Source organism: Streptomyces sp. NPDC107575 (genome assembly GCF_055657265.1).
Window position 1 is genome coordinate 104,465 of the sequence record NZ_JBVKBG010000002.1, and the last position, 19,541, is coordinate 124,005.

At 70.8% G+C, this 19,541-nt stretch carries 15 protein-coding genes and 1 riboswitch; of the genes, 7 read left to right on the forward strand and 8 right to left on the reverse strand.

Annotation, left to right across the window (positions count from 1 at the left end):
- Positions 1-11: 11 nt before the first annotated feature.
- From ACZ7L4_RS07270 to ACZ7L4_RS07285, 4 genes are all read right to left on the reverse strand, one after another.
- Entirely contained in the window at positions 12-689 is a 678-nt protein-coding gene (locus tag ACZ7L4_RS07270) for a response regulator (protein WP_472100528.1), read from the reverse strand.
- Positions 686-2,329, reverse strand: coding sequence for a sensor histidine kinase (locus ACZ7L4_RS07275; protein ID WP_472100530.1), 1,644 nt, complete (start codon positions 2,327-2,329; stop codon positions 686-688). The genes ACZ7L4_RS07270 and ACZ7L4_RS07275 overlap by 4 nt, the downstream gene beginning before the upstream one ends.
- A gap of 86 nt (positions 2,330-2,415) precedes the next feature.
- Entirely contained in the window at positions 2,416-3,390 is a 975-nt protein-coding gene (locus tag ACZ7L4_RS07280; protein ID WP_472100531.1) for a sucrase ferredoxin, read from the reverse strand.
- Between the two features lie 28 nt (positions 3,391-3,418).
- Positions 3,419-4,687, reverse strand: coding sequence for a citrate synthase family protein (locus tag ACZ7L4_RS07285; RefSeq protein ID WP_472100532.1), 1,269 nt, complete (start codon positions 4,685-4,687; stop codon positions 3,419-3,421).
- 97 nt (positions 4,688-4,784) lie between these two features.
- Here ACZ7L4_RS07285 and ACZ7L4_RS07290 point away from each other — a divergent pair, with 97 nt between their 5' ends.
- Positions 4,785-5,942, forward strand: a complete 1,158-nt coding sequence (locus tag ACZ7L4_RS07290; RefSeq protein ID WP_472100533.1) for a citrate synthase/methylcitrate synthase — start codon at positions 4,785-4,787, stop codon at positions 5,940-5,942.
- 59 nt (positions 5,943-6,001) lie between these two features.
- Here the strand turns inward: ACZ7L4_RS07290 and ACZ7L4_RS07295 are convergent, their stop codons facing one another.
- Positions 6,002-6,238 (reverse strand): hypothetical protein, encoded by a 237-nt coding sequence (locus ACZ7L4_RS07295; protein ID WP_472100534.1) that lies wholly within the window; start codon positions 6,236-6,238, stop codon positions 6,002-6,004.
- A gap of 154 nt (positions 6,239-6,392) precedes the next feature.
- Positions 6,393-6,950, reverse strand: coding sequence for a DUF6082 family protein (locus tag ACZ7L4_RS07300; protein WP_472100536.1), 558 nt, complete (start codon positions 6,948-6,950; stop codon positions 6,393-6,395).
- A 318-nt stretch (positions 6,951-7,268) separates the two neighbouring features.
- On the opposite strand from ACZ7L4_RS07300, the gene ACZ7L4_RS07305 reads away from it, so the two are divergent.
- Positions 7,269-8,351, forward strand: coding sequence for a CobW family GTP-binding protein (locus ACZ7L4_RS07305; protein WP_472100538.1), 1,083 nt, complete (start codon positions 7,269-7,271; stop codon positions 8,349-8,351).
- Here the strand turns inward: ACZ7L4_RS07305 and ACZ7L4_RS07310 are convergent.
- Positions 8,348-10,804, reverse strand: coding sequence for a DNA gyrase/topoisomerase IV subunit A (locus ACZ7L4_RS07310; RefSeq protein WP_472100540.1), 2,457 nt, complete (start codon positions 10,802-10,804; stop codon positions 8,348-8,350). The two genes, ACZ7L4_RS07305 and ACZ7L4_RS07310, sit on opposite strands and share 4 nt — an antisense overlap.
- Positions 10,805-11,097: 293 nt before the next feature.
- On the opposite strand from ACZ7L4_RS07310, the gene ACZ7L4_RS07315 reads away from it, so the two are divergent.
- From ACZ7L4_RS07315 to ACZ7L4_RS07330, 4 genes are all read left to right on the forward strand, one after another.
- On the forward strand, positions 11,098-12,441 hold the full coding sequence (locus tag ACZ7L4_RS07315) for a M16 family metallopeptidase (RefSeq protein WP_472101938.1): 1,344 nt from the start codon (positions 11,098-11,100) through the stop codon (positions 12,439-12,441).
- Between the two features lie 17 nt (positions 12,442-12,458).
- Positions 12,459-13,826, forward strand: a complete 1,368-nt coding sequence (locus ACZ7L4_RS07320) for a M16 family metallopeptidase (RefSeq protein WP_472101940.1) — start codon at positions 12,459-12,461, stop codon at positions 13,824-13,826.
- Positions 13,827-14,075: 249 nt separating this feature from the next.
- Positions 14,076-14,238: riboswitch (cyclic di-AMP (ydaO/yuaA leader) on the forward strand.
- 13 nt (positions 14,239-14,251) lie between these two features.
- The gene (locus ACZ7L4_RS07325; protein ID WP_472100542.1) at positions 14,252-15,052 is read left to right on the forward strand and encodes a M23 family metallopeptidase; all 801 of its coding nucleotides are present in this window, start codon (positions 14,252-14,254) and stop codon (positions 15,050-15,052) included.
- A 220-nt stretch (positions 15,053-15,272) separates the two neighbouring features.
- Positions 15,273-15,959: a GntR family transcriptional regulator gene (locus tag ACZ7L4_RS07330; RefSeq protein ID WP_472100543.1), complete on the forward strand. Its 687-nt coding sequence runs from the start codon at positions 15,273-15,275 to the stop codon at positions 15,957-15,959.
- Positions 15,960-16,141: 182 nt separating this feature from the next.
- Here the strand turns inward: ACZ7L4_RS07330 and ACZ7L4_RS07335 are convergent, their stop codons facing one another.
- Complete coding sequence (locus ACZ7L4_RS07335) at positions 16,142-16,423, reverse strand: HPr family phosphocarrier protein (RefSeq protein WP_030021209.1); 282 nt, start codon at positions 16,421-16,423, stop codon at positions 16,142-16,144.
- Between the two features lie 188 nt (positions 16,424-16,611).
- On the opposite strand from ACZ7L4_RS07335, the gene ACZ7L4_RS07340 reads away from it, so the two are divergent.
- Complete coding sequence (locus ACZ7L4_RS07340; RefSeq protein ID WP_472100545.1) at positions 16,612-19,452, forward strand: bifunctional acetate--CoA ligase family protein/GNAT family N-acetyltransferase; 2,841 nt, start codon at positions 16,612-16,614, stop codon at positions 19,450-19,452.
- Positions 19,453-19,541 lie beyond the last annotated feature (89 nt).

Sequence of the window (19,541 nt, forward strand, 5' to 3'; positions counted from 1 at the left end):
GGGGCGAAGAGTCAGCGGCTGGCGGCCCACTCGTAGCGGTGCTCGGGCCGCCCGGTGTCGCCGTACTTGAGGCTCAGCCGCACCCGCCCGGTCCGCTCCAGGAGCTTGAGATAGCGCTGGGCGGTCTGCCGGCTCAGCCCGGTGGCGTCGGCCAACTCCTGGGCCGACAGCGGGCCTTCGGCGGTCATCATCGCCCGGCGGACCAGCTCGGCGGTGGTGGGCGAGTGCCCCTTGGGCAGCTCGGGCGCGGGCCCGGCGGAGAGCGCGCCGAAGATCCGGTCGACCTCCGCCTGTTCCGCCTCGCCCCCGCCGTCCAGGGTGCGCCGCAGCGTCGCGTACGCCTCCAACTTCCCGCGCAGGCCCGCGAACGAGAACGGCTTGACCAGGTACTGCAGCGCACCGTGGCGCATCGCGGCCTGCACGGTCCCCACGTCGCGCGCCGCGGTCACCATGATCACGTCGATCTGGTGGCCGCGCTCGCGCACCGTGCGGGCCAGCGCCAGACCCGTCCGGTCCGGAAGGTAGTGGTCGAGCAGCACCAGATCGACATGGAGCTCCTCGATCCGGTCGAGTGCCTCGGCCGCGCTGTGGGCGGTCGCCGCGACACGGAATCCGGGAACCTTCGCCACATAGGCGGCGTTGACGTCGGCCACGCGGGTGTCGTCGTCCACGACCAGTACGTCGATCATCGGGCCTCCTCGGTCACGTCCGGCACGTCCACGGTGAGGGCCTCCGGCAGGACGACGACGAATTCGGCGCCGCCCAGGGGCGATCGGCTCACTTCGGCCGTGCCGCCCTGCCGCTCCGCGAACCGGCGCACCAGGGCGAGCCCGATGCCGCGTTTGCCGTGGGCCGGTGGCTCCTTGGTGGACCAGCCTTCCACGAAGACCGTCTCCCGCTGGTCGGCGGGGACGCCGGGCCCCGAATCGCGTACCCGTAGGACAGCACTACGGCCTTCGGCACGCAGCACCACCTCCACGCGCGCGTGCTGCCCCGAACCCGATGCCGCGTCCAGGGCGTTGTCCACCAGGTTGCCGACGATCGTCACCAGGCCGCGCGGATCGACGAGGCGGTCCGGCAGCCAGGTGTCCTCGGAGATGCCGAACGCGACACCGCGCTCCGCGGCCACGGTCGCCTTGCCGACCATCAGTGCCGAGAGCAGGGGATCCTCGATCCGCTCGGTGATCTGCTCCGCGGTCACCCGGCGCGCCCCCGCCACCTCGCCGACGAAGTCCACGGCCTCCTCGTACATCTCCAGCTCCAGAAGGCCCAACAACGTATGCATGCGGTTCGCGTGTTCGTGGTCCTGTGCCCGCAGGGCGTCGATCAGGCCACGCGTGGAGTCGAGTTCGCGGCCCAACTGCTCCAGCTCGGTGCGGTCGCGCAGGGTGGCGACCGCGCCGCCGTCGTCGGTGGGCATCCGGTTCGCGACCAGGACACGCTGACCTCGGACGGTCAGCAGATCGGTCCCGGAGACGTGCCCCGCGAGCACGTCCGTCGTGCGCCCCGCCCCGAGCGCCTCGTCCAGGGGCTGTCCGATGACCTGCGCATCGACGCCGAGCAACCGCTGCGCCTCGTCGTTGAGCAGGCGCACCCGTCCGCCGCGGTCCAGCGCCACGACGCCCTCGCGAATGCCGTGCAGCATGGCCTCGCGCTCGGCCAGGAGCGCCGAGATGTCCGAGAAGGCCAGGTCACGGGTCTGCCGCTGGACCCGCCGCGAGATCAGGTACGCGGCGAGCGCCCCGACGGCCAAGGCCCCTCCCGCGTAGGCGAACAGGCCCGGGATGGCGTGGACGAGGCGCGCGCGAACGCTGTCGTACTCGATGCCGACCGAGACGGCGCCCACGATGGCCCCGTCAGCGGCCCTCAGGGGCACTTTGCCGCGCGCGGAGCGGCCGAGCGTCCCGTCGTCGATCTCCATGACCGCGCGGCCCCCCAGCGCCGCGCTGGGGTCCGTCGACACGATGTGCCCGATCCGGCCGCGGTCGGTGTGCGACCAGCGGACCCCTTCCCTGTTCATGATCACGACGTACTCGGCGCCACTGGCCCGCCGGATCCGCTCCGCCGCGGCCTGCACGGGACCGTCGGGGCTCGGCCGTGAGGAGCGCAGCTCCTCGGCGATCCGCGGCTCCGCGGCGGTGGTCTGCGCGATGGCCAGGGCCCGGCGCATCGCCTGGTCGTCGAGCTGGTCGCTCAGCGGCGCCAGGAAGAGCCCCGTGGCCAACACCGCCACCCCCGCGGCGATCGCCACCTGCATCAGCAGCACCTGGGCGAACACCCGCTTGGGGAGGCCGAAGCGCAGCCGGCGGGCAGGGGAAGTCGGGCTCATGGCTCAGAACGGTACGGGCCCCTCGGCCCTGGTCGAAGACCTTGTGGCACGGATCTCCCCGCCGCTCCCGTCGAGGAGCGCCCAGGTCAGCCGCGCAGGTCGGCGGCCTCACGGACAGCGACGACATCCATACGTGCCGGCGACCCGACCGCGGCTCCGCAGCTCTCCGGACGGGCCGGGAGCGAGTCGCCGCGGGCGACCAGGACCGTCCACCGGCGGCCGTCCGTGTGGTCGATCGTGACGTCCCAGTACGCGGTGTACGCATGCTCATCAACAGGTGGATCGTCGTCAACAGGTGCATCGGTTGGTCGATCCACCGATGCGGTGTGTACGACACTCAGGACGCCGGCACAGTGCTCGCTGGCCGTCCGGCGCACCGCGAGCTCGGCGGCCTGCCCCGGACGGTCCCAGGCGGAATTGCCACGGCAGCCATCGAGCATGATCCGGCCCGAGCGCACCGCGTGGAGGGCTTGTTTGACGTCGGCCGCCGAGGACCTTCCGTAGGCGTAGCCGTAAGGCAGAACGAGGAGCGTGGGGGAGAAGCGGTGGCCGCCCAGGTGTGTGATCTCCCAGACGCTCTCTCCTTCGGAGGAGGCGAGTTCGGAGGCCAGGGGACGGCCCAGAAGCGCGCAGCACCGGTCGCGCTTGCCGTTCGTGCAGACGAAGGCGAGGGGCTCGCCTTCGTGGGGTGCCCCGAAGCCGCCGTGCCGGCCTGCTCCCAGGGCGGCGAAGTCGAGCCGCAGTAGCTCTTCAGGATCGGTGACGGTGGTGCCGCGCAGCCAGGTGTTTCCCGGGACCGTGTGGGCCACGTACACCTGGTGGCGCTGCGAGGTGTGGTGGTCCGCGTGCCGGCCCGGACGGCGGATGAGGGCGACGCGCACGCCGGTGCCGTCGGCCGCCGCCTCCAGAGCGCGGCCCACCTCGGGGTCGAGATGGCTGGAGGCCAGGGCCTTCGCGCCCCATGGCCCCGGCTGTTCGATCAGCAGCCAGGTGCGCGCGGTGGCCGCCGTACCGGCCAGAGGTTCCTCAAGTTCCCGCGAGGCGGTCGTGCACGTGTTCACAGCGGCGACCCTAACCCGGCCGCTCCGGTCACTCCGCCGCGGAATCCGATGGCAGGGGCTGCGGTGGGCGCAGGCCTACGTAGTGCCCTGTAGGCCGCATACGGAGAGGGCGTTCGCCGTACTCCTCCAGGGCGTGCGCGATCCAGCCCGCCGTGCGTGCGACGGCGAAGATCGTCTCGCCTGCCTCCGCCGGCATCCCGAACGAGGCGGTGAAGACGGCGAGGGCCAGGTCCACATTGGCGTGCAGGTCCGTGTGGCGCGCGGTGGTCGCCACGACGTCGCGGGCGGCCATCAGGGCGGGTTGCGCCTTGGGCAGCTCCTCGAGGGCCCCGAACAGCGCCTGCGCGCGCGGGTCCTCACCCCGGTAGAGCCGGTGCCCGAGCCCGGGCACGCGGCGGCCCGAGCGCAGTTCGTCGGCGACCACGGCTCCCGCGCTGCCCCGGTCGAGGACGTCGAGGAGCATCCGGTGGGCCACACCGCTCGCCGCTCCGTGCAGGGGCCCCTCCAGGACGCCCAGGCCCGCCGAGACGGCCGCGTAGGTGTGCGCACGCGCGGACGCCGCGACGCGCACGGCGAGCGTCGACGCCGCCAGGTCGTGATCCACCAGCAGGGCGAGGGCCATGTCCAGGACGCGCAGTGACGCCTCGTCGGGCTCCCGGTAGGTCAGCCGCCCCCACAGCCGCTGGGCGATCGGAGCGCCGTCCACGTACGTCGGTCGTACGAGGGGCAGGGCGGCCGCGAGAGTCGGGATGAGGGATCGGGCGGCGCCGAGCACGGAGTCCTCGGACAGGTCGTAGCGCAGCGGGTCCGCCGTCGCGGCGGCAACGGCCGCCACCCGCAACCGGTCTACGGGGCTGCTGAGTTCGGGCAGACCGGTCATGGCCTTGCGGGCCGCGGCGAGCGACTCCTTGGGCGCGGTGAACCGGATGCCGGGGCGCAGCCGGCCCGTCCACAGCCACTCCGCGACCTCCTCGTACGAGTGATGGGTCGCGAGGCGTACCGCGTCGACCCCCCGGAAGAAGTACCGGTCGTCGTCGATGAGGGTGAGCCGCGTGCGCACCGACAGCTCGCCGGTGCCCGAACTCGTCGTGGTCTCCCGCCTGTTGCGGCGGGCGAGGGCCTCGACCTCGGAGGCGTCGAAGGTGCTGCCGCGCGTGCTCTCCCCGCGCCTGCTCGTGAGCTGCCCGCGGCTCACGTACGCGTACACCGTCTCGGGCTTCACGCCGAGCAGCTCGGCGGTCTCCTTGGTGGTCAGGCGGCGGGCCTGCTGCGTCGGCGCAGGTTCTTGATCCCTCATGCGCGTCACCGTATCCGGATCTCTATGCATTGATTCAATCAATATTGACAGTTATTGAGTCAAGCATGGACAGTCAAATCAACTCCAGGGAGGAAACATGCCGATCAACGCCACGGTCGTCGACGTACCGCGCGGGCTCGCCGGTGTCGTCGTCACCGACACCGAACTCGGGGACGTCAGGGGGCGCGAGGGCTTCTACCACTACCGCCAGTACTCCGCCGTCGAGCTCGCGGAGACCCGCGGGTTCGAGGACGTCTGGCACCTGATGCTCCACGGGGAACTGCCCGACGCCGAGCGGTCGGCTGCCTTCGCGCGGGAGACCGCCGGGCAGCGTGGGCTGCCGGAGGACGTGCGGGCCGCGCTGCCGGCGATCGCCCGGGCGGGTGCGGTCTCCGGGCCGCTCGCCGGGCTGCGTACGGCGCTCTCGTTGTTCGGCGCGTCCCGTGGCTTCCGGCCCGTGTACGACATCGACGGGGACCGGCGGCGTGCGGACGCCGTCGCGGCGACGGCCGTGGTCCCCACGATGCTGACCGCGCTGCATCGGCTCGGTGAGGGGCTCGAGCCGGTGGAGCCGCGCGAGGACCTCTCGTATGCGGCCAACTATCTGTACATGTTGACGGGGTCGGAGCCGGATCCCGCACATGCACGGGCCATCGAGCAATACCTGATCTCGACCATTGACCACGGATTCAATGCGTCAACGTTCACGGGGCGTGTCATCGCGTCGACCGGGGCCGATGTCGTGGCCGCTCTGGTCGGGGCGGTCGGAGCGCTGTCCGGGCCGCTGCACGGTGGGGCGCCGAGCCGGGCGCTCGACACGCTCGACGCGATCGGTACGCCCGACCGTATCGATTCCTGGATCCGCGAGAGGGTGCTCGCGGGGGACCGGATCATGGGATTCGGCCACCCCGTCTACCGCACGGAGGATCCGCGGTCGCGCATGCTGCGCGGGATCGCGGAGGGATTCGGCGGGCCGCTGGTGGATTTCGCGGTCCAGGTCGAGCGCCAGGTGGAGGCGATCCTCGCGGAACTGAAGCCGGGCCGGGAACTGCACACGAACGTGGAGTTCTACGCGGGCGTGGTCATGGAGCTGTGCGGACTGCCGCGCACCATGTTCACGCCGACGTTCGCGGCGGCGCGGGTGGTCGGCTGGAGCGCCAACATCCTGGAACAGTCGGAGGACTCAAAGATCATTCGTCCGGCGGCGAGGTATGTGGGGGTGGGGGCGCCGGTGGCGGTGCCGGGATTGGAGTGATGGCGTGGGACGGTCACGGAGTGGAGCCCGTGCCGTCCCGCCCGAGGGGGCCGCTCGACTCAGGCGTCCGGGATGTCGGCCTTCGCGCGCAAGAGCGTCTCCCGGCTGACGATCACGATGCGTTCGTAGTCGGCACGCGAGGCATCGTCCGGAAGCTTCCCTTCGAGCTCCGCTGTGGCCTCGGTTCCGATCACGGCAAAGTTCCCGTCGCTGAGCTCGAATACGTCGGGGCAGTTCGCGCCGGAGGCACTGCCTCGGGCGCGAGGAGGCACACCGATGCGGCGCACGATCTTCAAGGGGTACCGGTCCTTTGGGCAAAAAAATAGCAAGCCAATGAGTACGCCGAAGAGTAATGCGTCGCATGGGGCGCCGGGGGCGCGACGCCCAGATTTTACAAGGCACTTGCCGTTTGATCCCACTCGTTTGGGTGTGCCCCCGGGTTGACGTGGTTCAGGGCGCAGGTGGCGGTTCCCCCACGACCCACCACTCTTCGGTGTCCGCCTCGTCCAGGTCCTGGATGAGGCCGTTCACGATGCGTCCGATGCGTGCCTCGTCGGAGGAGTACTTGAGTGTGTCTCGCTGGGCCTGGGAGGCACTCCAGTACTCCCGCATCACAGGGTTCTGGAAGAGTTCTCGCAGGTGACCGAAGAGCTCCTCGATGTCAACGAGGCCGGCGCGGTACAGATGGAACGCATTGACGTACCAGGCATTGGCATACAGGAACTGGCGGCGTTTCTCTGCGGGGATGTCCTTGTCGTAGGTGTCGATGACGGCGGCCAGGGACGAATCGTCGATGGCTTTGATCAGCAACTCCCAGTGCATACGCTGCTGATGGGCCAGGGCGAGGCGGCGCTGGGTCTGCCGTTCCTGCTCGAGTCGCTTCTCCTGCATGCGCAGGGTCTTGGAACGGCGTTGCTGCGTGGCGAGCACGAATCCGGCCCCGACCAGCGACAGGCCGGCGGCCGCGGTGGACGCGAAGTGCTGTGCGCCGTACTTCTTTGTGGCCATGTCAACCCCCGATTCAGGCGACCGTGCGCCGGTCGTCGGATGCGGGGCGACGGAGAGGAGACCGGCGGCGGTGGGCGGCGCGCTTGCCGACTCCCAGGATGCCGAGCGGCTCTGATCGGCGGGAGGCGGAGAGGAGGCGCACGGGTGGATGCTCAGTTCGCGAAAACCGGCGCCATGTCCAACGTGTGCCCAGCGGGCGCCGTTAGCAATCGTTCACTTCGCAGGCTTTCCGCCCGCTCGTATCCTGGGTCGGCATTCATTCTTCGTAGGAGAGCCGGACCCTGAACCGGCGTGCGCTCCGGTGTGAGAGAGGTCGCGTTGAGCAAGGCCAGCCCGCAGCAGATCCCCGTCGTCATCCTCGCCGGCTTCCTGGGGTCGGGGAAGACGACCTTGCTCAATCATCTGTTGCACCGCAGCGGTGGCACCCGGATCGGGGCGATCGTCAACGACTTCGGGTCGATCGAGATCGACGCCATGGCGGTCGCGGGACAGCTGGGCGACTCGACCGTCTCGCTCGGCAATGGGTGCTTGTGCTGTGCCGTCGACGCCAGTGAACTTGATGTGTATCTGGACAAGTTGACCCGGCCCGTCAATGACGTGCATGCCATTGACGTCATCGTGATCGAGGCGAGCGGCATCGCGGAGCCTCAAGAACTCGTGCGCATGGTGCTGGCAAGTGACAACCCGCGCATCGTGTACGGAGGGTTGATCGAGGTCGTCGACACCGTCGAGTTCGACGCCACCCGCGAGAAGCACCCCGAGGTGGACAGGCACCTGGGGATCGCGGACCTCGTCGTGGTGAACAAGGGCGACCGTGTGGGGCCGGACGAGCGCGAGCGGGTCCTGGGCGCCGTACGGGCCGCGGCCGGCCGCGCCGCCGTCGTGTCCGCGTCGTACGGGCGCATCGACCCGGCGCTGCTCTTCGACTGCCGCCCCACCGAGGAGCGGATCGGGCAGCTGTCCTTCGACGATCTGCACCGGCATGACGACCACGCGGCTCACGACGGGCATCTGCACGCCGCCTACGACAGCGTCGCGTTCACCTCCGACGTGCCCATGGACCCCCGCCGGCTGATCGCGTTTCTCGACAGCAGGCCCGAGGGGCTCTACCGCATCAAGGGATATGTGGACTTCGGCGCGGGCGACACGGGCAACCGGTACGCCGTGCACGCCGTGGGCCGTTTCCTGAGGTTCTACCCGGAGCCGTGGCCGAGCGGCGAGGAGCGCCTCACCCAGCTCGTCCTGATCGGGTCCGGCATCGACACGACCGCCCTCGGCAAGCAGCTCGACGCCGCGAAGAGCGACGCCCCACACGCCGCCGACGAGCAGGGCATGTGGGGCGTCCTCCGCTACGTCCAGGACAAGGGCGAAGCGGAGGAGGTCGCGGACTACGTGCTCTAGACCGGGCCCGCCGTCGACGCCACCGTCTTCGGCAGCGACACGCCCGAGCCGTCGCGGCGCGGGTCCATCTCGGGCAGCTCGGCCGGCGTGCCGTTCTTCTGCGCCGCACGCGCGGGTGCCGGTCCCGCCCAGGCCAGGCTCAGGCAGTCCTCGCCCTTCAGGAAGCGCTGGCAGCGGACGCCGCCCGTGGCACGCCCCTTCCTCGGGTACTGGTCGAACGGCGTGAGCTTGGCCGTCGTCTGCACCGAGTCGTCCAGCGTGCCGCGCGAACCGGCCACGGTGAACACCACCGCGTCGGCCGCCGGGTCGACCGCCGTGAACGAGATGACCTTCGCGCCCGTCGCGAGCTTCACGCCGGACATGCCGCCCGCCGCACGGCCCTGCGGCCGCACGATGGACGCCTGGAAGCGCAGCAACTGCGCGTCGTCCGTGATGAAGACCAGGTCTTCCTCGCCGGTGCGCAGCTCCGCGGCGCCGACGATGCGGTCACCGTCCTTGAGGGTGATGACCTCCAGCTCCTCCTTGTGGGACGGGTAGTCGGGCACCACGCGCTTCACGATGCCCTGTTCGGTGCCGATCGCCAGACCGGGCGAGGACTCGTCCAGGGTCATGAGGCACACGACCGACTCGTCAGCCTCCAGAGACGAGAGGAACTCGGCGACCGGGGCGCCTCCGGAGAGGTTCGGCGCGGCGGCCGAGTCCGGGAGCTGCGGCAGGTCGACCACGTTCAGCCGCAGCAGGCGGCCTTCGGACGTGACGACGCCGATCTCGCCGCGCGCTGTCGCGGGCACCGAGGAGACGATCACGTCGTGCTTCGTGCGCTTGGTGCCTTCACCTTCGGTGAAGGGATCGCCGTTCGCCGTGCGGGCCAGGAGGCCGGTCGAGGAGAGCAGCACGCGGCACGGGTCGTCGGCGACCTGGAGCGGCACCGCGGACACCGGGGCGCCCGCCGACTCCAGGAGCACCGTGCGCCGGTCGTCGCCGAACTTCTTCGCCACGGCGGCCAGTTCGGAGGAGACCAGCTTGCGCAGCTCGGAGTCGGACTCGAGGATGCCGGTCAGCTCGTCGATCTCGCCGTTGAGCTTGTCGCGCTCCGCGTCCAGCTCGATGCGGTCGAACTTGGTGAGGCGGCGCAGCGGCGTGTCCAGGATGTACTGCGTCTGGATCTCGCTCAGCGAGAAGCGCTCGATCAGGCGCTCCTTGGCCTGCGCGCTGTTGTCGCTGGAGCGGATGATGCGGATGACCTCGTCGATGTCCACCAGGGCGACGAGGAGGCCCTCCACCAGGTGGAGCCGGTCCTGCTTCTTGCTGCGGCGGAACTCGCTGCGGCGGCGCACCACGTCGAAGCGGTGGTCCAGGTAGACCTCGAGGAGTTCCTTGAGGCCGAGGGTGAGCGGCTGGCCGTCCACCAGCGCCACGTTGTTGATGCCGAAGGACTCCTCCATGGCCGTCAGCTTGTAGAGCTGCTCCAGGACGGCCTCCGGCACGAAGCCGTTCTTGATCTCGATGACCAGGCGCAGGCCGTGCTCGCGGTCCGTGAGGTCCTTGACGTCGGCGATGCCCTGGAGCTTCTTGGAACCGACGAGTTCCTTGATCTTCGAGATGACCTTCTCGGGGCCGACCGCGAAGGGCAGCTCGGTGACGACGAGGCCCTTGCGGCGCGCCGTCACGTTCTCCACGGAGACCGTCGAGCGGATCTTGAACGTGCCGCGGCCGGTCTCGTACGCGTCCCTGATGCCGGACAGGCCGACGATCCGGCCGCCCGTGGGCAGGTCGGGGCCCGGGATGTACTTCATGAGCGTGTCGAGGTCGGCGCCCGGGTGCTTGATCAAGTGCCGCGCGGCGGCGATCACTTCACCCAGGTTGTGCGGCGCCATGTTCGTCGCCATGCCGACCGCGATGCCCGACGCGCCGTTCACCAGCAGGTTCGGGTACGCCGCCGGGAGGACGAGCGGCTCCTGCTCCTGGCCGTCGTAGTTCGCGACGAAGTCGACGGTGTTCTCGTCGATCGACTCCGTCATGAGGGACGCCGCGGCGTCCGGGCGGCACTCCGTGTAACGCATGGCGGCCGGGCGGTCGTCATTGCCCAGGGAGCCGAAGTTCCCGTGCCCGTCCACCAGGGGGACGCGCATGGAGAACGGCTGGGCGAGGCGGACCAGGGCGTCGTAGATCGACGCGTCGCCATGGGGGTGCAACTTACCCATGACCTCGCCGACGACGCGGGCGCACTTCACGTAGCCGCGCTCGGGGCGCAGGCCCATCTCGTTCATCTGGTAGACGATCCGACGGTGGACGGGCTTCATCCCGTCGCGGGCGTCGGGCAGGGCGCGTGAGTAGATGACCGAGTACGCGTACTCCAGGTAGGAGCCCTGCATTTCGTCGACCACGTCGATGTCGAGGATCTTCTCCTCGAAGTCGTCGGGCGGCGGGGTCTTCGTGCTGCGGCGGGCCATCGCGGCTGCGGCTCCTTCACCTACAAGAACGGTTACATGAACGGGAACTGTCGCGGACCATTGTGGACCGCCGCACTGACAACGCCGCTCGCGGCCCTTCAGTACCGGGTGTCGCGCGGCCCCGAGAGGCCGCCTGCTCGCTCACGGCGTAGCCCCGGCGGGAACTTCGCCAGGTGCCAGCACGCTTGCATACAGTGTCAGGACTCGCAGCAGTTCAGTGTTCCAGGACCTGCCGCAGTCCAGAGCTCACCGCGTATTCGCGTTGCACCGCGATCGAAGGGACGTACATGCCCATGGGTCACACGGCCACCGCCGAGGCCGGCTCCGGCGGCCTGACAGCGACCGAGCACCGGCTGGCCAACGGCCTGCGCGTGGTGCTCTCCGAGGATCATCTGACCCCGGTCGCGGCGGTCTGCCTCTGGTACGACGTCGGCTCGCGCCACGAGGTCAAGGGCCGTACGGGCCTGGCTCACCTCTTCGAGCACCTGATGTTCCAGGGTTCGAAGCAGGTGCACGGCAACGGACACTTCGAATTCGTCCAGGGCGCGGGCGGCTCGCTCAACGGTACGACGAGCTTCGAGCGCACCAACTACTTCGAGACCATGCCCGCCCACCAGCTGGAGCTCGCGCTGTGGCTGGAGGCGGACCGCATGGGCTCGCTCCTGACGGCCCTCGACGACGAGTCGATGGAGAACCAGCGGGACGTCGTGAAGAACGAGCGGCGCCAGCGCTATGACAACGTGCCCTACGGCACGGCGTTCGAGAAGCTGACCGCCCTCATGTACCCCGAGGGACACCCGTACCACCACACGCCCATCGGCTCCATGGCCGACCTGGACGCGGCCACCCTCGAGGACGCGCGGAACTTCTTCCGCACCTACTACGCGCCGAACAACGCGGTGCTCTCCATCGTCGGTGACATCGACCCCCAGCAGACGCTCGCCTGGGTCGAGCGGTACTTCGGCTCCATCCCCGGCCACGACGGCAAGCCCGCCCCGCGCGACGGCGGGCTCCCCGAGGTCATCGGCGAGCAGCAGCGCGAGGTCGTCGAGGAGGAGGTCCCGGCGCGCGCGCTGATGTCGGCCTACCGCCTCCCGCAGGACGGCACGCGCGCGTGCGACGCCGCCGACCTCGCCCTCACCGTCCTGGGCGGCGGCGAGTCCTCGCGCCTGTACAACCGCCTCGTACGCCGTGACCGCACCGCTGTGGCGGCCGGTTTCGGCCTGCTGCGCCTCGCCGGAGCGCCCTCCCTGGGCTGGCTGGACGTGAAGACCTCCGGAGACGTCGAGGTGCCGGTCATCGAGGCCGCCGTCGACGAGGAGCTCGCCCGGTTCGCGGAAGAGGGCCCGAGTCCCGAGGAAATGGAGCGCGCGCAGGCCCAGTTGGAGCGCGAGTGGCTGGACCGCTTGGGCACGGTCGCGGGGCGCGCCGACGAGCTGTGCCGCTACGCCGTCCTGTTCGGCGACCCGCAGCTCGCCCTGACCGCCGTGGGGCGCGTCCTGGACGTGACCGCCGAGGAGGTCCAGGAGGTCGCCAAGGCGCGCCTGCGCCCCGACAACCGCGCGTCCCTCGTATACGAGCCGACGGCGCCCGCCGACACCGAGACCGCCGAGATCACCGAGGAGGCGGGCCAGTGACGGATCAGCTCGCGAACATGGACTTCCACCCCCGGCCGCAGGCGGGCGAGCCCAAGCCGTGGGCGTTCCCGGCCCCTGAGCGCGGCGCGCTGCCCAACGGTCTGACGGTGCTGCGCTGCCACCGGCCCGGTCAGCAGGTCGTCGCCGTGGAGGTGCAGCTGGACGCACCGCTGGACGCCGAGCCGAAGGGGCTCGACGGCGTCTCGACCATCATGGCGCGGGCCTTCAACGAGGGCACCGACAAGCACTCCGCCGAGGAGTTCGCCGCCGAGCTGGAGCGCTGCGGCGCCACGATGGACGCGCACGCCGACCACCCCGGCGTCCGCGCCTCCCTCGAAGTGCCGGCCTCGCGTCTGTCCAAGGGCCTCGCCCTCCTGGCCGACGCGCTGCGCGCCCCCGCCTTCGACGACAGCGAGATCGAGCGCCTCGTCCGCAACCGCCTGGACGAGATCCCGCACGAGAGCGCCAACCCGGCCCGGCGCGCCGCCAAGGAGCTCTCCAAGCAGCTCTTCCCGGCCGACGCGCGCGTGTCGCGCCCGCGCCAGGGCACCGAGGAGACCGTCTCGGCCATCGACGCGGCGGCGGTGCGCGCCTTCTACGACCGGCACGTACGCCCCGCCACCGCCACGGCCGTCGTCGTGGGCGACCTGACGGGCATCGACCTGGACGCCCTCCTCGCCGACACGCTCGGCGCCTGGACGGGCGACACCGCCGAGCCGCGCCCCGTGCCGCCGGTCGTGGCCGACGACACCGGCCGCGTGATCATCGTGGACCGCCCGGGCGCCGTGCAGACGCAGTTGCTGATCGGCCGGGTCGGACCGGACAAGCACGACCGTGTGTGGCCCGCTCAGGTCCTCGGCACGTACTGCCTGGGCGGCACCCTGACGTCGCGTCTGGACCGCGTCCTGCGCGAGGAGAAGGGCTACACCTACGGTGTGCGCTCCTTCGCCCAGGTGCTGCGCTCCGCGCCCGACGGCAGTGGTGCGGCGATGCTCGCCATCAGCGGCTCGGTGGACACGCCGAACACCGGGCCCGCGCTCGACGACCTGTGGAAGGTGCTGCGCACGCTGGCGGCCGAGGGGCTGACGGATGCCGAACGGGACACCGCCGTACAGAACTTGGTGGGTGTGGCCCCGCTGAAGTTCGAGACCGCCGCGGCCGTCGCGAGCACCCTCGCCGACCAGGTCGAGCAGCACCTGCCGGACGACTTCCAGGCACAGGTGTACCGGCAGCTGGCCGCCACTGGCACCGTGGAGGCCACGGCGGCCGTCGTGAGCGCGTTCCCGGCGGACCGCCTGGTGACGATCCTGGTGGGCGACGCCGCGCAGATCGAGGAGCCGGTCAAGGCGCTCGGTATCGGCGAGGTGACGGTGGTCGCGGGCTGAGCGGACCGAGTCCGCCTCTCCAGGCACACCACGAAGCCCCGGCGCCGGTATCGGCGGCCGGGGCTTCGTGGCGTCCGTCACGATCGCCTTCAATCACCACACGATCACAAATGTCCGAATTGATGTAGAGGTTGCCTCTCTGCCCTGTGGCGTGCACTACAAAAGCCGGGTTCTGTTTGTCGATCCAAAGATGCCCCGCTTAGCGTTCCCTCCGGCTGTCCGCCAGACGTACGTCGCGCCCGCGACACCGGACAGTCATCGCCGAGTCCCCGTGGTGCGAGCCAGGGGAGCCGGGGACCCACCGAAGTCCCTGGGGTGAATCGGGCGCTCTTCCCGTGAGGGGAGGGGGCCCGTAGGAGACCTTCCTGCTCCGAACCCGTCAGCTAACCCGGTAGGCGAGAAGGAAGGAAAGGACCAGCCACTTCATGGGGTTCACCCGTGCCACCGGGAAGCACCGCCGTCCCAGCCGCCTGACGCGTACCACCGCTCAGGTCGCAGGCGTCGCCGCCATCACCACGACGGGCGTGGTGGGCGGTCTCGCCGCCCCCGCTCTCGCCGCCGACACCGCGGTCGCCCCGCACGACGGCCTCACGCAGGCCGTCGCCATCGGCGACTCCCTGGCCGAGCAGATCGACGCGCAGGCCACCGCGCAGCAGAAGGCCGCCGCCAAGGCGAAGGCCGAGGCCGAGGCCAAGAAGAAGGCCGAGGAGGCCAAGCGCAAGGCCGAGGCGGAGGCCAAGAAGCGGGCCGCGGAGAAGGCCGAGAAGGAGCGCGAGGCCAAGGAGCGCGCCGCCCGTGAGGCCGAGCGCAAGCGCCTGAACAGCTTCGTGTCGCCGATCGCCGGCTCGTACGTCTCCACCGCCTACCAGGCCGGCAGTGGCCTGTGGTCCTCCGGCAGCCACACCGGCATCGACTTCCACGCCTCCAGCGGCACTTCGGTGCACGCGGTGGGCATGGGCACCGTCGTCGAGGCCGGCTGGGGCGGCGCGTACGGCAACAACGTCGTGATCAAGATGAAGGACGGCACGTACACCCAGTACGGTCACATGTCCTCGATCGGCGTCTCCGTCGGCCAGGACGTCACCCCCGGCCAGCAGATAGGCCTCTCCGGTGCCACCGGCAACGTCACGGGCCCGCACCTCCACTTCGAGGCCCGCACCGGCCCCGACTACGGCTCGGACATCGACCCCGTCGCGTACCTGCGCCAGCACGGTGTGAACGTCTGACCCGACAGCACACTCCACGAAAGCCCCGGCTCCCCGAGCCGGGGCTTTCGCGTTCCCGGCTCCGCACTGTCCAAAAAATATCCCCGGATTCAGTTCCCTCGTCGGAAATTCAACTCCGGTGGAATAGAGTCTTCGGGTAAACGTTCCGGCCGCGCGTCATTCGTGCTTGACCGGGCGTCAATCGACCGCGTATCGCGGGCGTTGAGGCGGAGGTCGAGTCATGCGCATTCCCGCGCAGTCGGTATGCACAGCGATCCGCGACGACATCGTCGCCGGCGTCTACGAGCGCGGCGGCAGGCTCACCGAGGAACTGCTCGCGCGTCGCTACGGGGTCTCGCGCGTGCCCGTCAGGGAGGCGCTGCGCACCCTGGAGGCGGAGGGGTTCGTCGTCACGCGCAGGCACGCGGGCGCGTGCGTGGCCGAACCCACGGAGCGGGAGGCGGCCGACCTCCTGGAGATCCGCATGCTGCTCGAACCCATGGGCGCCGCCCGCGCCGCGCAGCGCCGCACCGAGGCCCACCTCAAGGTGCTGCGCGGCCTGGTCAGGCTGGGGCAGGAGCGCTCGAGGCGAGGTCAGAGCGAGGATCTGCGCTCGCTCGGCAGCTGGTTCCACGAGACGCTCGTCCAGGCCTCCGGCAGCCCAGGGCTGATCACCCTGCTCACCCAGCTGCGCCACAAGATCGCCTGGATGTACGCCGTGGAGAGCCCGGCACGGCCGGCGGAGTCCTGGGCCGAGCACGGCGCCATCGTCGACGCCGTGGCGCGGGGCGACGCGGAGCGTGCGCGCGCCCTGGCCGCCCTGCACGCGGAGCGTGCGACGGCCGCCCACAAGCTGCGCGTCCCCCGCGCGGGCGAGCGTGTGAGGACTTCGCAACATGCAGTCAACACGGTGGGGCGTCAGGTTTAACAACGGCGCCGTATACAAAGAAGCGCGCTATTCGGAGAATGGGTCGAACGAGACGCGGGGTAATTTCCGCTGCCTATTTCTGCCTGTTTCTCGTCGCCGAATTGGTGCCGCATCAGGGAACGAAAAAGCCGCACGCCCCGAAAGGGAGCGCGCGGCTCAGTCGTACAGCTTTTGTCTCTACGTCAGACGGTCTCGGGAAGCTCCTCGAGCCCCTCGGCGACCAGCTTCGCCAGACGGTCGAGCGCGGCGTCCGCGCCCTCGGCGTCGGAGGCCAGCACGATCTCTTCGCCGCCCTGCGCGCCCAGGCCGAGCACGGCCAGCATGGAGGCGGCGTTGACGGGGTTGCCGTCGGCCTTGGCGATCGTCACGGGAACGCCGGCGGCCGTGGCAGCGCGGACGAAGATGGAAGCGGGGCGGGCGTGGAGGCCCTCGGCCCAGCCGACGTTGACGCGGCGCTCAGCCATGTGATGCTGCCCTTCAGGTGTCTCACGGTTGTCTAGACCAGTGTTCCATATCGGGAGGCGTGCGTGACGCGGACCCAGGTCCTCACCGGCACGGCCCTTCGGTCCTCCATAGGGTGCCTTCCGTACGCACGGGCCGCGACCCGTACGACCGACCGCCGTCTGTCGGTGCCCGGCCCTACCCTTGCGGCATGGAGACCCCGTCGGACCGCCATGCGTACCCCGCCCACTGGGAGGCCGACATCGTGCTGCGCGACGGCGGCACCGCGCGGATCAGGCCCATCACCACCGCGGACGCGGAGCACCTGACCAGCTTCTACGAACAGGTCTCGGACGAGTCGAAGTACTACCGCTTCTTCGCGCCCTACCCCCGGCTGTCCGCCAAGGACGTGCACCGCTTCACCCATCACGACTACGTGGACCGGGTCGGTCTCGCGGTCACGATCGGCGGCGAGTTCATCGCCACGGTGCGCTACGACCGGATCAACGCGCAGGGCATGCCGGCCACCGCGCCCGCCGACGAGGCGGAGGTCGCCTTCCTCGTGCAGGACGCCCACCAGGGCCGCGGGGTCGCCTCCGCGCTCCTGGAGCACATCGCGGCCGTCGCACGGGAGCGCGGCATCCGCCGGTTCGCCGCCGAGGTGCTTCCCGCCAACAGCAAGATGATCAAGGTGTTCCGGGACGCCGGATACACGCAGAAGCGCAGCTTCGAGGACGGCGTCGTCCGCCTGGAGTTCGACATCGAGCCCACGGAGGCCTCGCTCGCGGTGCAGCACGCGCGCGAGCAGCGCGCCGAGGCCCGCTCGGTGCAGCGCCTGCTCGCGCCCGGCTCCGTCGCCGTGATCGGCGTGGGCCGTGCGGCCGGAGGAGTGGGCCGCAGCGTTCTCGACAACCTGAAGGACGCGGGTTTCACCGGACGCCTGTACGCGGTGAACCAGGCGTTCGGTGCCGACGTCACCGAGATCGACGGGGTGCCCGCCCACCGCTCCGTACGCGACATCGACCCGGCCGAACCGGTCGACCTGGCCGTCGTCGCCGTGCCCGCCCCGGACGTCCCCGAGGTCGTCGCCGAGTGCGGCGAGCGCGGCGTGCAGGGCCTCGTCGTGGTCTCCGCCGGCTACGCGGAGAGCGGGGCCGAGGGCCGCGAGCGCCAGCGCGCCCTGGTCCGCCAGGCCCGCAGCTACGGAATGCGCATCGTGGGGCCGAACGCCTTCGGGGTCGTCAACACGTCACCGGAGGTCCGGCTCAACGCCTCGCTCGCCCCCGAGATGCCGCGCCCCGGGCGCATCGGCCTGTTCGCCCAGTCCGGCGCCATCGGCATCGCCCTCCTGTCCCGCCTGCACCGCAGGGGCGGGGGAGTCACCGGCGCCAGCGGGGTCTCCACGTTCGTCTCCGCGGGCAACCGCGCGGACGTGTCGGGGAACGACGTCCTGCAGTACTGGTACGACGACGCGGACACCGACGTCGCCCTCATGTACCTCGAATCGATCGGCAACCCCCGCAAGTTCACCCGGCTCGCCCGCCGCACCGCCGCCGCCAAGCCCCTGGTGGTCGTGCAGGGCGCCCGGCACAGCGGCATCGCGCCCACGGGCCACGCGGTGCGGGCCACCCGTCTCCCGTACGCCACCGTCTCCGCGTTGCTGCGCCAGGCAGGGGTCATCCGGGTCGACACGATCACCGAACTCGTGGACACCGGCCTCCTGTTGGCCCGCCAGCCGCTGCCCGAGGGGCCGCGCGTCGCCATCCTCGGCAACTCCGAGTCGCTCGGCCTCCTCACCTACGACGTGTGCCTCTCCGAAGGGCTGCGCCCCAAGCCGCCGCTGGACCTGACGACGGCCGCGTCCGCCGCCGACTTCCGGACCGCCCTTGAGCAGGCCCTGGCCGACGAGAAGACCGACGCCGTCGTGGTCACCGCCATACCCGCCGTGGGGGAGGGCCCTTCGGAGGACGCGGAACTCGCCGCCGCCCTGAGCGCTGCCGCCGCCACCGGCCCCACGAAGCCGGTGCTCGTCGTCCACGTCGAGCTCGGTGGCCTCGCGGAGGCCCTCTCCGCCGCGGCCAGCACGGGACCCAACGCGCCCGACACGCCACCACAGCGCACCACTACCGAGACGGCCTCCGAGGACGCGACGCCTCCCGCAGAGGCGGAGCTCGCCCCGCGCCTCATCCCCGCCTACCCCGCCGCCGAGCGCGCCGTCCGCGCGCTCTCCCAGGTGGCCAAGTACGCCCAGTGGCGCCGCGACGCCGCCACGCCCGGCAAGGTGCCCGAGTACGACTCCGTCGACGAGCAGGGGGCCGCCGAGCTCATCACGGAACTGCTCGCCAAGGAGGGCGACCCGCGCGGCGCAGAGCTCGCCCCGGAAGACGCCCGCGCGCTGCTGTCCCGCTACGGCATCGACGTGCGCAGCACGCTGCCCGCACCAGGACCCGACGAGGCCGCGCAGGCGGCGCAGGAGCTCGGCTACCCGGTGGCCCTGAAGACGACGGCCCCGCACCTGCGGCACCGCCCCGACCTCGGCGGCGTACGCCTGGACCTGTCCAGTGAGGGCGAGCTGCGGCGCGCCTACGAGGACCTGACCCGGCGTCTCGGCAAGCCCGCCGAGCTGCGGCCGGTCGTGCAGTCGATGGCGCCCCGCGGAGTCGACACCGTCGTACGAGCCGTCATAGACCCGGCCGCGGGCGCCGTGCTCTCCTTCGGGCTCGCCGGAGCCGCCTCCGAGCTGCTCGGTGACACCGCGCACCGGCTGATCCCCGCGACCGACAAGGACGCGCAGGCGATCGTGCGGTCCATCAAGACGTCCCCGATCCTGTTCGGCTGGCGCGGCGCGGCGCCCGTGGACACGCCCGCGCTGGAAGAGCTGCTGCAGCGGGTGTCGCGGCTTGTCGACGACCATCCCGAGGTCGTCGGCGTCGCCCTCGAACCCGTCGTCGTGGCCGAGCGCGGGCTGACCGTTCTCGGCGCCTCCGTCCGGCTCGCGCCGCCGCCCGCCCGCGACGACCTCGGCCCGCGCACCCTGCCCGCCGCGTACTGAACCACCTCGCGACCACCCCGTACGAACCCCTCACGGAGAGTTATCCACAGGGGCATCGGCAGTCTCTTTTCGGGCCTTAGGATGGACCC